The organism is Caldithrix sp., assembly GCF_056497305.1.
In genome coordinates this window covers 1-14,825 of record NZ_JBSMDE010000075.1, presented here as the reverse complement: position 1 = coordinate 14,825, position 14,825 = coordinate 1, and the positions used below count along the sequence as shown (strand labels likewise).

Genomic DNA, 14,825 nt, shown 5'->3' with positions numbered 1-14,825 from the left:
AGTTTACTGTTCATCGGTAAAACCAGGTTGTTTGACCTTTCGTGCCGTGTTATTGATTTCCAAATTGATAAATAAGACCGATTTTGTGTGTTTCCGGTAAAACCGGATGATTACGGAACGAATAGTCCAGGGCCAATCCTTTAAATTTAATACCGAATCCGGCGGAAATTCTGTTGGGCGTAGAGCTGGCTCCGGCGCGCAGGGCTAACCAGTGAACCGGCCAGAATTCCACGCCCACGGCTGCCTGGCTGTCAAATCCCACGGTTTTATCAATGCTCAGGGTTGTGATGACTTCGGTAATGGGCCGGTAACCAACGCCAATGACCACACGCTGAGGCAGATCATATTTTACCTGCTGGCCCAGAGTTGGAGCATTAATATTGTAAGCAAAGACGCCGGCAAAGACGCGCCGGTACAGGCTGGCCTGCAATCCTAAGTCAAGGCCAAAGGCGCCCGCAGACCCCAGATTGCGATCTTCAATGGAACGCCCCAGGTCCAGGTAGTAGTATTTTAGATTGTAGCCCAGGGACAGATAGGAGTGGATGTCGTTCAGCAAGTAAAATCCGTGTGAAAGGGTAAGGGTGTTCTCCTGAGTAAGTGTATTGCCCTGGTATTTTACGCCAAAGAATTCGAAATTGACCGCTAAACTGCCAAAACGGGAAGGTAAGGGCAGAAGCGCGCCAAAAAAAGCATTTTGTAAAAAGGGTTGATTGTACAGACGCTGTACAGAAGAACCGACCTGCCAGTGTTGCATACCAGCCAGAATGGCCGGATTGATGTAGGGCGCCCAGAAGGCATCGGGCATGGAAACCAGCGCTTCAGAAAGGGCGGTGGCCCGGGCTGAAGGATAGCGGCTGTCGAACACACCCGCCCGACCAATGGCGCTTAAAAACAGTAAAAGGACAATGACTATTAACATTCGAACGTGCATTTTTTTCTTCCTCTATTTCAAAACCGTACCCACAACTATGGGGGCAATTTTTACAGTACGTTTACCATCGGTGTTGCTCACTACCTCTAAATGGCAGAGGTAGGTACCCAGCCCCACCCATTCTCCTAATTGGTCTGTTCCATCCCACTCTTTGGTGATGGGGAAAGGCAGCCCGTCGCCATCGTAGAGCGTGGCAATCAGACGGCCGGCCAAATCAAAAATACGCAGGGTCACGTGGCTGCTTTTGCTGCCGGCCTGGTATTCAATGGGCAATTTTTCGCCCTGATCCGGAACAAAAGGCCGGTTGGGTACTTTGAGGAAAACGCGTCCTTCCGGCGCTTCCGGGCGCTGAATGTCTTCTTGATATCCTAACAGAATTTGTCCAGCTCCCTGGTAAATGCCCACGACTCCGCGAATTTGAACGTAATCGCCAATTTCATAGCCGCTCAAATCCAGGCCGGCCGTGTCCCAGACGCGAACGGTGACTTCCCCTGAGCCGTCGTTCACGTAAATGTTGGTGCCGCCGCCAGTAGATTGAATGCCTGAAATCAATCCTTTAATCTCAACATAACTGCCTTCGTATTTCAGGCTGGATGCTTCGATTGTACTTAGTTTACGGATGCCCGGAATTGCGACATTGTCCTTGAGAACCGTCAGGGTGTAATTGACGATTTCCTTTTTACCCTGGTACTCATCCAATTCACCGGAAATGATAACCAGGCGCCCGCGTTTAATTCGGGCATCGAGTCCCCCGCCCTGGTAAATGTTCAGCCCATAACCGGATTCATCCTGCAGATAGGCGTCTGTGAAATTGGTGCGCAAAATGCCGGCGCCAATGGTGATGACGCCTTTAACCGTGATTTTCGAGCCGATGGCTTTCTGCCTGGCCTGTTCAATGGAAATGAAGGGGCGATTACTCCCCTGGCCAACAATAACGCGCGGCGCTTCGGCAACGGCTAACAACGGGCCGCCGGCAGCGCCGGTTTTTACCTGAAAAACCGAAACGGTGTCCCGATCCGGGCTGACCATGTTGAGGATGGTTAAAGCCGCGCTCTCCTGCAGGGTTAGCTGGAAATTTTGCAGTAAAATTTGTTGCCCGGAAATGGACAAGTCGGCCTGACTAAACTCGCCTTTTAATTGAATGTCTTCCTGCGCGCCGCTCCATTGCCAGTCATTGGGGATAATCAAAGCGCAGCGAGAAAGAGTGTCATCAATGGTTGGCAAAAGAGAAAAGGTGAGCGAGGTGGTTTGCGCTTTTCCGACACTGTCAGGTTGAACCAGTACCTTTCCACTGCCGGCCACGGTCTGGGGGATGGATCCTTTTTGAATGTCTTCCTGGTAAGCAACGACTAATTGCGCCGCTTTACGGTAGCTATCGATCAGGCCGCGTACGACAATGGTGTCGCCGACATTGAATGGGCTAAGATCGAGACCGGAAGAATCCCAGATGCGTAATTGCAGGGGCGTGGTGCCGTCGTCGATGGTCATGTTGGTGCCGCCACCGATGTTTTCGGCCTTGTCGGTAATGACGCCCGCTGTTTCAATAAAAGTCCCTTCCAGATCGATGTTGTTGGCCTCCGCACAGGTGAAGTAATTAACCCCGGGAATGGCGTTGCCCGTAGAAAGGAGCTGCAGCGTAAAATTAGTTAATTCGGTGGTGGCATCGCCGGTTGTGGAACTGACATATTCGGTAACCGTTCCGCTAATTTTCAGACGATTGCCCCTTACCAGTTCCGGGTAGTTTGTGCTGGCATCGCTTAAGTTGATGCCACGTCCCGACTCATCCTGAACGTAAGCGTCGCAACGATCGGTACGGGTGATGTTTACGCCAATGGTTACCACGGCTTCAATGGTCACGGCCTGACCTTCGTATTGAGAAAGATTGTTCTGAATATCGGCAATAGTCAATTTTTTTTGTACGGTGAGCGACGGGAACACGGCAATGGCCGTTAAATTTCCGCCGGAGGTGGCCGTTTCGATGGCTATGGGGTAAGAACCTTCTGCGCTTGCAGCTTGAACATTTTTGATGAGTAACGAGCCGTCCTGCTGACTGGTCAGCCGGGCATTTTCGATTAAAATTTGATTCTGATCAATGGAAATGGTCGCCGAGGTGAACGCCGGGCCGCTTAAGGAAAGATCGCTGCTGTTTTGCGACCAGCTAAAATCCTCAGGAAGCGTAACGCGGATGGTGGTCAGCTCATAACTGTCCGAGGTGGAAAACTGGATGGTTAAGTCGAACACTTCACCGGCGCTTACGGTGGTTGGGCTAATTTGCGCCGAACCGCTACCGTCGCCGGCAACCTGGCTAAAGCTGCCGGGCGTGGGCGCGGCTGTTTTAAAACTCTGCTGAAAATTTTCGCTGGCTTCGTTGTGGCCGGTAATTCCATTGCCGCCGTTGGTGATTTCATCGATTTCCACGGTGCCATCCCGTTGCAAGCTCTGGCCGGAAGGGATGGAAGAAATGGCTTTTTGCTGGTTGGTTGGCAAATCGGCAAGATAGGAGCTGGGATTGCTGTCGGCATCGGGGCCGTCTATTTGCTGACCGCTCTTGTCCATCCAGGTGGCATTAAAAGCTATCAGACCCCAGGGCAAGTAATCGACGTCCTGCACCAGGTCGTCCTGGCCATTCCAGCTAAAAAGAATCATCATCCCTTTGACCGTTTCCAGCGAAGGATTGCTGCCCATTCGTACCACATCCATATCCGGTGTTTGATCGTCCGTTCCTTTGATTTCAAAATCGGCGTGTTTGCCAAAAGCGGCAAAATAGCCAGCGCCATCCAGAGCTACGACGGCCACCTGATTGGCCTGAAGAGTAAGCGCAGGAAAGCGGGCCACAAAGAACTGGTTGGTCGCCGGAAACTGATCGGCCACCATCTGGTAGTAGGTGTTGTAATTAGCCAGGTAAAGATCGCCGGAAGAAATGGTTTGCGTCGAAGGATTGTAAATTTCAACAAACGCCTTTTCCGTTTCGCCCGAAGGCGGGACAAAAACCTCGGTAATTAATAAATGCTCCTGCGCCATTAACAGGAGGGGTAAAAACAGAATAAAAAATATGCGATGCATTCCACGAACTCCTTAGAGATAATGAAAGGTTGAACAGCACAGGGCCGTTCAACCTTTTTAAACAAGACTCTGATTTTAAGACCTCTATTTTAATAATATTAACTTTTGCGTCCAAATTTTATTATTGATTTTAAGAACGGCAAAATAGAGGCCGGTTGGCAGCGTTGATCCATTGTCAGAAGTAGCCTGCCATTGAAAAGGATGCAGGCCGGCCGTTAATTTTTTGCCCTTTACCAGGGTGGCCACTCTTTGTCCCAACACATTGTAAATCTCAAGATGCACGCTCTGTTTACCGGCTATCTGAGGCGGAATTTCAACGGTCAAAGTGGTGGATGGATTGAACGGATTTGGGAAAGCGGGTTGTAAGGAAACGCGTTGTGGAATGAGCGCCGAAGCAGACGTTTCGATGCCCGTTAAGCCGCTCAAATCGGAAGTGGAGCGCGGCAAAATTTGATAGCCGTCCAGATAGGGCGCCTGAGAATCGTATTGAGAAAAAATACCGATAATGGTCTGCGGCCAGCTTGGAGCCCCGGCATCGTCAACATCGGTGTCTTTGTCGATGCGCAGAGTGACCTGGGTTACCCCCCCGTCATCGGTAATGGTCAAATTGGCGTTGTTGCCCGGTTCCGGCCATTGACCTTCACCGGCTACAGTATCTGCATTTTCGACCTTCACCAGCAGGCCTTCCAGAGTTTCCGGAGAACTCAATAAAACATTTAAGGTCACGGTTAAAGGCTCAGGCATGGTGGCTTCACCATTATCAATAATATCGGTTTGAGGATCATTGGGCACAATTTCGGTTAAACCTCTGTATTGGGTAAGCTGGCCAACAACGGTGTAGCTATGACCTTCGGTAATGGTAAAATCGGCCGCATTGTATTTGAATACGTTAATGGCGCTGTAATTTTCATCCTGAATAAAGACCGAGAGATGGTTGGCATCGAACACGCCGTTGGCTACCGTGGCCACGCCGCTGGTTCGGGCGTAAAAGCCATCCACAATCAAAATTCCCTCATCGTCGATTTGTTTGAGTACGGCAATGGGCGTGTTACCGGCAAAAAAGCCCTGCACTTCGCTGGTGCTAACCTGATTGTCGTTATCGACGGCATAGACCCAGTATTCCACTTTGTCGCCGTCATTGTAAGCGCTGGCCGGGATGGTGCCCACAAAAATCGAATCGCTGCCGGTCATTGAAACGCTCATGGTGTCGCCGGCATTAACGCGGTAGCGGAGTTCAACCTGAACAACCGTACCGTTATCGGTTACCTTTACGGTGTCTGTAAAATCTTCGGTGGCCTGGGGAGCCAGCGCCGAATTTCCGATAAAGGTGATCAGCGGAGCATTGCTGATCAACATGATGTCGTTTTCGCTGCGTGGCTCAATTTTGTAGTTACTGAATGAATAATCAACCACGCCCGTAACGGTGTACATCTGGCCTTGCTCCGGGGTAAAGGCAAAGATCAGGTCATCAATGCGGCAGGGGCCGGAGCCGTCGTCCACTTCCCATTCGCCGTAGCCCAGATCGGGATTGGTGCAGGTCGCATTGTTAACGGTTACCAGAACGCCTTCGTATTTTTCTTGCGCTACCTGCCCGGTAGGCAAGGCTATGGGGTTGGGCAGGGCTTCGTTTTGAGCCAATATGGTAAAGGCGCTGAGGTCTTTAATCTCCGTTTTACCATAATACTCATCCACAACACCAGTTACGCGCACCTGGTCACCCAAATGAGCCTGAGCAGCCAGATCTGAATCAAAGACATTGACGCCGCTCCAGGCCGTATCGGCATCCTGTACAAAAATACTTAACGAGCTAACAGCGGTAACCACGCCTTCGATGGTTACAACCTGTCCCAGCATAGGGGAATCGCCTTCCAGGCCGTCTGGTGTTTTTTGAATCTGGGCAATGGAGTAAATTTGTGCTGCCAATGTGGTGGCGCTGACTTCCGGGATGGCGCCGTCCGTTTTAAAATCGATATTGCTGCCAGCATTGGTGTAGGGGTAAATGCGGAAATGATAAAGAGTTTCACTTTCCACTCCGCTAATGGTGAATGTGTTTTTGCCATCTTGATGTAGCAGGTTAAAAGCCACTATTCCGTCAGTGGCGTCGGCGTCATCGGCAAAAGGCGTTCCATCAACTACGCTCGGGAAGGCGACGCCATCTTTTACGCCTAAAAGCAAATATTTGTCGGGCAAAACGCTGCCGGTAGCTCCGCTCCAGCTCAGATACACAGCGTAGGTTTTTACAGAATCCACGGCAAAATCTGTCACGTGATTGCTGGGTTCGGGTTTAATGCTGCTGCTAAATTCCTGATTCTGGTTGATCGCGCCGGGCGTGGCCGGAAGAGGTTCCTGCCAGGAAAAGGCGTCGTAGGTTACTCCGCTGCCGCCTAATTGCAGAGAATATCCCACGCTGTCCGGTTCTGAAACCATAATATCTACAGATGTCATGCCATTGGCTGGCCCGTCTGTGGCGGTTAAGGTTCCTTCATAACTCAAAAATTGGCCGCTAATAACCGTGCCCTGATAGCTCAGAGCCATACCATCTGGCGATCCATTCTGGATACCGTTGGATGGGAAGGTGTAATAAAAAAAGGTGAAGTTACCGGTGGTGGCACCTTCTACAAATTGATCCAGTGTCTTCGTATCATAAACCGCGCCGTTGTTTCCGTTGTACAGATCTACGGCAAAGTCTGCCAGATTGTAATTTCCGGCGTTCTCGATGACCACTTCAATAAATTCGCCCTCATCAGTACCGAAGTTGTCGTAATGGATTTCATTAATCCAGGCATTCTGAGCAAAGATCATGGATGAAAGGGCCAGTGTAATGATCAAACCCCATTTAAAATTAATTCGCATAAGATTGTCCTCCTTATCTTATTTTTGTGTAACAGTAAAATTAATAAATTTTTAGATTAATTCAATTAAAAACGAAGAAAATTTTGGTCCTGGAGGCAAAGAGATTAACATTTTGTTTGTTTGCATAAACCATACTTAATGTACATGGAACGTCAGCGCGGAAAATGCGGAGAAGAAATCAAAAATAAAAAGGCGGAATCATGTCCGCCTTTCTTACTATTCTTGTGCTTTGTTCTGAGGGTGCCACTCGCTGGTTTTGGTCAAAATGGTTTCCATTCTGCGTACCAGCTTGTGCGGGTCGTTTAAATAGCCTTCCATGAGCAAAGCCGTTTCAAACAACTGTTCGGTGGCTTCCGTAATAAAAGGATCTTTGGGATCGTTTTTGTAAATGCGCAAAAGGTTTCGGATGAGCGCATGATCTTTATTGACCTCAAAGATCTTTTTGGGAATCGTTGTGTCTTTGTTCATGATTTGTAAAATTTTCTGCATTTGCGAGGTCATTTGTCCATCAGGACTGACCAGGCAGGCCGGGCTGTCTTTCAGACGTTTCGATTCCCGCACTTCGGTTACGCGGTCGCCCAGGATATCGCGCATTTTATCCAAAAGTTTTTGAAAGACTTTCTCTTCCCCTTTGCTCAGTTCTTCTACCGGTTCTTCATCTTTGATCACATCTTCAAATTTTTCTAACTTAGCCATGTCGGCATGCTCCACGGCCACAAAGGTAAAATCGTCTTTGTATTTGTTTAATCCTGTAATGACAAACTCATCGACCGGGTCGTACATGTAGAGTACCTCGATGCCTTTGCGTTTAAAAATTTCCAGATGAGGGTCGGTTTCCAGGGCTTCGCGACTTGTTCCGGTAATGTAGTAAATTTCCTTTTGTTCCGGTTTAGCGCGGGAAGCATATTCGGCCAGTGAAGTGAGTTCACCCTCTTTTTCCAGTGCAGATGAATCAAAACGTAAAAGCTCAACGAATTTTTCCTGATTACTGTAATCCTGATAGCCCAGTTTAAAAATCTTACTGTGTTCGTTCCAGAATGTTTTGTATTTTTCGGGTTCTTTCTGAGCCATTTTTTCAAGATGGGAAAGGACCTGTTTGACCAGCACCTGTTTAATCTTTAATACAACTCGATTTTCCTGCAGGGTTTCGCGGGAGATATTCAGAGGAATGTCGGGTGAATCTACCATCCCTTTTACAAAGCCTAAATATTCAGGGATAATATCAGAAAATTTGTGCTGGATTAACACGCCGCGTACGTAAAGGTCCAGGCCAATATCTTCTTTATTAAATCCAAAAATATTGTAATTTTTTTGAGGGATGAACATGATGCTGTAGAACTGTACCGGCGCATCCACGGCAACATGGATGACATCCAGTGGTGGTTCAGGATCGTAGGTTAAAAATTTGTAAAACTCTTCGTATTGTTCTTTTTTAATGCTCGATTTGGGCTCTCGCCAGATAGCCCGAATGGTATTAACTTTTTCTCCGTTTACTTTAATGTCAAAATTGATGAAATTCGAATGCTTTTTGATGATTTCCTTAACGCGCCAGTCTTCGGCAAACTCTTTGGCATCTTCCTTTAAGTAAACGGTAATGGTCGTGCCGCGCTTTGGGGTCTCTTCTAACTCCATTACCTTAAAACTGCCTTTACCATCAGAAATCCATTTAACCGCTGGTTCATCTTTCAGATAGGATTTACTGACGATCTCCACCGTATCGGCTACCATGAAAACCGAATAAAAACCAACCCCAAATTTACCAATAATGCTGGATAAATCTTGCGCATTTTTCTCTTTGGCCAGTTTATTCAGAAATTCGGCAGTACCCGATTTGGCAATGGTGCCAATATTTTTGACGACCTCCTCTCTGGTCATACCGATTCCGGTATCGTTGATTTTTAACCATTTTTTGTCTTTATCCAGTTCAATGTTGATTTCCAGCGGTAAATCTTTATCCAAAACATCGCTGCCGCGGGTCAGCTCGAAACGTACTTTGTCCAGCGCGTCGGAAGCATTGGAGATCAATTCTCTTAAAAATATTTCTCTATTGGTGTACAGGGAATGGACCAAAATATCCAGTAACTGATTGACTTCGGCTTTGAATTTGTAGGTTTTTGCCTGTTCTGCCATTTTAGTCTCCTTTAATTAATCATTTGTTCTTCGGTTGTAGTAAGTGTCGGCTGTTCTTTCAGCCATTGACGAATTTGTAGTTACAAACGGTTTTTATCAGTCAGTTTTAAGTTAACACAAAAATATATTAATTGCTTTAATTTTGATGCAGTTCTGAATTTAGAGTTACACTGTAAAAATGCAATCAGTTAGCGTCACCTTTTGTTTTTGGCATGGAATATGTGTAAAATGTTTTAACCGATTTAAAACGCGGGTTGTTGGTACTTGAGAAAACATGCCCGGCAAAGGCCTTCAACCATTGATCTTCATTTGCGCAAAGCGCTTCAGGAGGAAACTTAATCTTCCAATGAAAGGGATTTTCCTCACGATGAATCGGGATTCAGAATGACGCGTCGGTTCACAAAATAATTCGTAATTCGTAACTTTTAATTAAAAAATGCTCTTTTGTGCATTAATGGCTTTGCTGTTTTCTTTGGGGTTCATTGATGTTTGCGGCCATGCTGGCTTGGTATATTTATGGTAGGTTGAGTCAGATCTTTTAGCCTTAAATCTTGAAAATTTCTACAATTGATTTTGTGATATTGGCTATTTTATAACCACCAAATTCTACTTATTTTTGGACGAATCAAAAAAATATTGGGGGAAACAATGCAAAATGTTTTAATGCGTCCTATTGTTTTTGTTTTAATATCTCTGTTGCTTTTAACCACTGTTCAGGCCAAATCAAATCAAATTTCGACCTACCGACAGGCCATCCAGCCCCGATTGTCAGCCGGGGCAGCGTTTAATCTTTACCGGCAAAAGCATATAATTAAAATGCCCAAAGGGCCGAATGCTTTGCAAAAGAGCGAACAAGCGGCCATTACGACTAATCTCCCGTTTATAGATGGTCCGGTGACCGAATCCATTAATTATGATACAGATAAAACCTACAATGGTTTTGCCCAGTCGCCTCCAGATAATACAGGTTGTGTGGGGCCAAACCACTTTTTGCTGGCTGTCAATACGGCTATTGAATGGTACACTAAGGTAGATCGTGTGCTGGAACACAGCGAAGGCTTAAATGATTTTTTTGCCGCCACGTCACCTTCGGATCTTTTTGACCCGCGCGTGGTGTACGATGCGTACAACGACCGCTATGTGGTCATCGCTGATGAACAAAGCGATACCGGCAACATTAATTATATTCACCTTGCCGTTTCTGCGACCAATAATCCCAATGATGGTTGGTATTTTCAGCGAATTGCCACCAAGTTATCGGTGAATGGAATCGACACCTGGCTGGATTTTCCCGGGTTGGCGGTCAGTTCCGAAGCGATCTACATTACCGGGAACATGTTCAGCTTTGGAACCAATCTTTACCAGGCATCCCGCTTGTGGATTTTGGACAAAGGGCTGTACACAGGAACAGATACCTCTACTGTGAATGTCTATGATCCTTCTACCGAGAGCGGTTTAACAAGCCAGGCTTTCACTCTAATTCCAGCGATCATGTCCGGGCCACAACCGACCAGTACAAATGGTTCAGTGGGTACCTTTTTGTACAGCTCTGAATGGGATGATGGCGCGGGCAATGACGATCTGATTGCCGTCTTTCGTGTGGATGATCCGCTGGGCAGCGCAGGTGGGCCCTTTTTTAATGTGCAGTTTTTAAATCCTGGTGAAATCCACGATAACGCGCTCGGAGTGCCCGAAGCGCCGCAGAAAGACAGTCAGATCAAAATTGACTTTGGCGATGATAGGGCGCAAAGTTGCTTCTGGCGTGGGGATACTCTGCTGGGCGCATCAACGGTAAATCCACCTTCCGGAGCCGATGCCGGCCAGGCAACCGTGTTCTGGTTTGCGGCCAATACTACTGACCTCAATGCCCTGGTTCTGGAACAACAGGGTTTTGTGGGCGCTAATGACGTGCAAACGGATGCCTACACTGGATATCCGGCTATTGCCTCCAATTACAAGGGGGACATTGGCATTGCTTTTTCGGTTGTGGGCGATTCCATGTACGCTGGATCGTATTTTACTGTGCATCAAAGCACCGATGCACCGGGCCAGGTACAGCCCACTCAGGTGATGCACGAGGGCCTGGATTACTATGTGCGGACAGGTCTGCCGATACACGTCGGTAACCGCTGGGGTGATTACAGCGCAATTGCATTAGACCCGGATAATCAATACAACTTCTGGATTTTTAATCAGTATGCCTGGACGCGCGGCGATTTCGATCCTTTTGCCCAGGAAGACGGACGGTGGGCCACATCCTTTGCTATGATCGATCCCAGTGGCATCTACTCGGCTATTGACAATGAACCGCTGACTGGCCAACCAAAACATTTTGAACTGGAACAAAATTTTCCTAATCCCTTTAATCCTAATACGACCATTCGCTACACAATCAAACCATCGGGAAACAAAGCTCAAACGGTAAGATTAATGGTTTACAATACGCGGGGGCAACTGGTTAAAGAATTGGTAAATGCTCGGCAAAAGGCAGGAACCTATCAGGTTGTGTTTAATGCGGAACATTTGCCCAGCGGTCTCTATTTTTACAGGCTGAGCATCGGACAACAATTTTCAACAACTAAGAAAATGATGTTGTTACGTTGATAAACTTATCAGATTGATCATGTAGTTCCAGGTTCATCCGAACAAAAGCTACATTTAGGCAAAAGGCGTTCTGTATTGTAGCAGAACGCCTTTCTTTTTATTTGGTGGAGAGGGCTAAAGATCTTCTATTTTAATTAAACATATTAACGTGCGAAGATTTTTGTCTTTTACCATGGGAAGGGGAAAAAGCTAAATTTACATTTTTGAAATCTGTCCTTCATTCAGCAGAGCCTGTCTTCGAAATGTACCGTTTTTAAGGGTTTTTAATAAGCTGTGTCTTTAAATAAATTTCGGTTAAAATATAAGAGGTTGTGTACTTTTTGTTCCGAGTTTTTAAAAAAAAATTTGCGAAGCGAGAAACAATCCATTATATTGCACACGTGTGCGATAACGTGTGAGGAAAAGGCGTTGAAAACGTATCCGACCATCAAAGACATTGCCGCTAAATTGAATCTGCATTACACTACTGTGTCCCGCGCTCTGCGCGACCACCCCGACGTCAATGAAGAAACCAAACGTCTGGTGAAAGAAACCGCACGCCAGATGAATTATCGTCCCAACTACCTGGCCCGCAGTCTGAAACGTCAAAAATCCAATAGTATCGGTGTTATTGTGCCGGAAATAAAACACCACTTTTTTTCCGCTGTGATTAGTGGTATCGAAGAGGTCGCTTATGAAGCGGGTTATGTGATCCTCGTGGCTCAGTCCAATGAACAGATGGAGCGCGAAATTCTGAACTTAAATGCCTTTATTTCCAGCCATGTTTCCGGTTTGCTGGTTTCAATTTCGCAGACCACCACCAATTCCGATCACTTTAAAAAATTTATGGAGCAGGACGGCAAAATCGTCTTTTTTGACCGCGTTTGCGAAGATCTGCAAGCCAGCAAGGTGGTGGTTGATGATTACGATGGCGCGTTTAAGGTTACCGAATTGTTAATAAAAAAAGGATACAAAAAAATTGGCCACTTAGCTGGCAGTAAAAATTTAAACATTTCTCTTAACCGTTACCGGGGTTACAGCGATGCCTTAAAACAAAACGGAATAACGCCAAGGACAGAGTACACCTACTGGGGTGGTTTACAGGAGCAGGATGGGCGCGATGGAATGCAAGCTTTATTAAACCTTTCAGATCCGCCGGATGCTATTTTTGCGGTTAATGATCCGGTTGCTATTGGTGCCTATGATGTTCTAAAGCAAAAAGGAATTAGAATCCCCGATGATATGGGAATTGTGGGCTTTTCCAACAATCCGATTTCATCTTTTGTGAATCCTCCGCTTACAACGGTACATCAACCGGCTTATGAAATGGGAAAAGTCGCCTGTTCGTTGTTGCTGGAATTGATAAACAATCCAGAAAAAAAAGACGCGGTAAGAAAGGAAGAGTTAAAAACAACATTAGTCGAAAGGGAATCAGCTTAAATCAATTTTCATAATTAAAAACCGTTTTATTAACAAAAAGGAGGCGTTATGAAAATGCCAAAATTGCTACCAATCTTTATATTGCTGATAGCGATGATGTTATTTTCGCTATCATCGCTCCAAGCTCAGGTTGAAGATTGGAGGAAACCCTACACGGTTGACGAGCATACGATTTTGCTGATGCATTTCGATGGGGACCTGACCAATGCTTCGCCCATGTCAGGCGATGGAATTGGGTATGGGACAATTACTTATATTGATAACACGGACGTGCCGGAGTTAGGTCAGGCAGCCTATCTTAAAAACGACGCCCGTTCAGATTCAACTTACATTATTGTGCCAGATACGATTACATTACGCCTGAGCGGTAGCTGGACCATGGAAGGTTGGGTCAATTTTTTGACTATCGGGGAATCGACCGATGACTGGCACTGGCGTCCTATGTTACTGGCCAAGGAATGGAATTATGCCCAGGAGACCGTCTATTTAGGTTTCCTTCGTTTTTTTGGACCTTTCTATCGATCGGAATTTCCGGATGATGAACTGATCCGTATTGAGGGAACGTGGGGCGTCATTTCTCCTGGCGTAACCTACCATTGGATATTTATTCGCGATGCCGACCACCACTATATAGCCAGCATTGTTCATGACAAAGATGGAAATCTGGTGGATTTTAAAGTTTTTCCTTATGATCCGGATGTCCCGCCCCCCCGAGCCACAGATACGGCGCCTTTGAAAATCGGCACATCGGTAATGGGCGGTGGTTTTATTGATGGCATTATTGATGAATATCGTATTAGTGATGTGGTTCGTAAGTACGATATTCCACCAATTATTGCCTGGGTGAACTGGGAAGAGAATCAACACGTAGCCCCTGATCAGGATATTTTGGTCAAAGCGGATATTGTGAATTATGGCAGCGATGTTACCAGCGCAAAGGTTTACTATTCAACCGGCGCTGATTTTACCTCTATTGGTATGACCCAGCAAGGGGACTACTACACAGCCACCATCCCGGGGCAGCCCTTAGGTACTCAAATTCGTTATTATATTGAGGTGCAAAACTCTTCCGGTTACACCAGTAGTACCTTGCCCTCTTTTGTTCGCGACTCAGCCTATTATGGCGTTGCCGTATGGGAAGATCAGACCGAAGTTCTGGACCTTGAATTTGAAAACGGTTCCGGTTTACCTTACGATTCTTCTCAATACCATCAGACGGTTAATTTTTATGGAAATCCCCAATATTCCATGGATGACCCGGCTTTTGGTCAATATGCCATGTATTTTGAAGGAGATACCAGCTTTTTGCGTATCGATCAACCGGCTGCCTTTATGAATTCCGATGAGATGACCATCGATTTTTGGTTTAAAGCCGAAGAACTACGCGATGGCCCCAGCCTTTTCATGAAACAGCCTGAGTATCATTGGGACGACTGGCAATTTTCCTATCGTTTATGGATGCATGATTATGGAGACGGCGTTACGCTTTATCCTGAAGTTTATATTCAAACTCCTGATGGCAATGATCAGAAGTGGACGCGAATTTGGGCTTCTGGATATAAAGTACTGGAAGCTCAAAAATGGTATCATGTGGTTTACAAAATTTCTACTCTAAACAACATAGCTTTATGTTCACTCTTCGATTATAAAGACAGTTTACTGTATGAAGAAGGGGTAACCATCAATGGCCATCCCAAACCGAGGGAAGGGGAATTCACCATTGGCGCCGAGTACGTGTGGAATATTAAGTTTAAAGGGTGGATCGATCGCTTTAAAGTGTTCAATTATGCCATGGGATTACCGCCGGCCATTCTGGGGGTGCATC

7 protein-coding genes are annotated in these 14,825 nt (G+C 46.4%); 3 read left to right on the top strand and 4 right to left on the bottom strand.

Annotation, left to right across the window (positions count from 1 at the left end; translation table 11 throughout):
• Positions 1 to 49: 49 nt before the first annotated feature.
• The 4 genes from ACWB0I_RS06385 to htpG form a co-directional block, all read right to left on the bottom strand.
• Entirely contained in the window at positions 50 to 931 is an 882-nt protein-coding gene (locus tag ACWB0I_RS06385; protein WP_479387214.1) for a PorV/PorQ family protein, read from the bottom strand.
• 12 nt (positions 932 to 943) lie between these two features.
• The gene (locus ACWB0I_RS06380; protein WP_479387213.1) at positions 944 to 3,994 is read right to left on the bottom strand and encodes an OB-fold nucleic acid binding domain-containing protein; all 3,051 of its coding nucleotides are present in this window, start codon (positions 3,992 to 3,994) and stop codon (positions 944 to 946) included.
• Positions 3,995 to 4,078: 84 nt separating this feature from the next.
• On the bottom strand, positions 4,079 to 6,847 hold the full coding sequence (locus ACWB0I_RS06375) for a FlgD immunoglobulin-like domain containing protein (protein ID WP_479387212.1): 2,769 nt from the start codon (positions 6,845 to 6,847) through the stop codon (positions 4,079 to 4,081).
• A 216-nt stretch (positions 6,848 to 7,063) separates the two neighbouring features.
• The gene (gene htpG, locus ACWB0I_RS06370; protein WP_479387211.1) at positions 7,064 to 8,977 is read right to left on the bottom strand and encodes a molecular chaperone HtpG; all 1,914 of its coding nucleotides are present in this window, start codon (positions 8,975 to 8,977) and stop codon (positions 7,064 to 7,066) included.
• A 648-nt stretch (positions 8,978 to 9,625) separates the two neighbouring features.
• Between htpG and ACWB0I_RS06365 the strand changes: the two genes are divergently transcribed.
• From ACWB0I_RS06365 to ACWB0I_RS06355, 3 genes are all read left to right on the top strand, one after another.
• Complete coding sequence (locus ACWB0I_RS06365) at positions 9,626 to 11,581, top strand: T9SS type A sorting domain-containing protein (RefSeq protein ID WP_479387210.1); 1,956 nt, start codon at positions 9,626 to 9,628, stop codon at positions 11,579 to 11,581.
• A 408-nt stretch (positions 11,582 to 11,989) separates the two neighbouring features.
• A complete protein-coding gene (locus ACWB0I_RS06360) occupies positions 11,990 to 13,000 on the top strand; it encodes a LacI family DNA-binding transcriptional regulator (protein WP_479387209.1) in 1,011 nt (336 codons plus the stop codon).
• Between the two features lie 48 nt (positions 13,001 to 13,048).
• A partial coding sequence (locus ACWB0I_RS06355; RefSeq protein ID WP_479387208.1) for a LamG-like jellyroll fold domain-containing protein occupies positions 13,049 to 14,825 on the top strand: 1,777 nt, incomplete at its 3' end.

Coding starts and splice junctions, on each gene's coding strand:
- ACWB0I_RS06385 (WP_479387214.1), bottom strand. CDS start 931: ATGCACGTTCGAATGTTAATAGTCATTGTCCTTTTACTGTTTTTAAGC.
- ACWB0I_RS06380 (WP_479387213.1), bottom strand. CDS start 3,994: ATGCATCGCATATTTTTTATTCTGTTTTTACCCCTCCTGTTAATGGCG.
- ACWB0I_RS06375 (WP_479387212.1), bottom strand. CDS start 6,847: ATGCGAATTAATTTTAAATGGGGTTTGATCATTACACTGGCCCTTTCA.
- htpG (WP_479387211.1), bottom strand. CDS start 8,977: ATGGCAGAACAGGCAAAAACCTACAAATTCAAAGCCGAAGTCAATCAG.
- ACWB0I_RS06365 (WP_479387210.1), top strand. CDS start 9,626: ATGCAAAATGTTTTAATGCGTCCTATTGTTTTTGTTTTAATATCTCTG.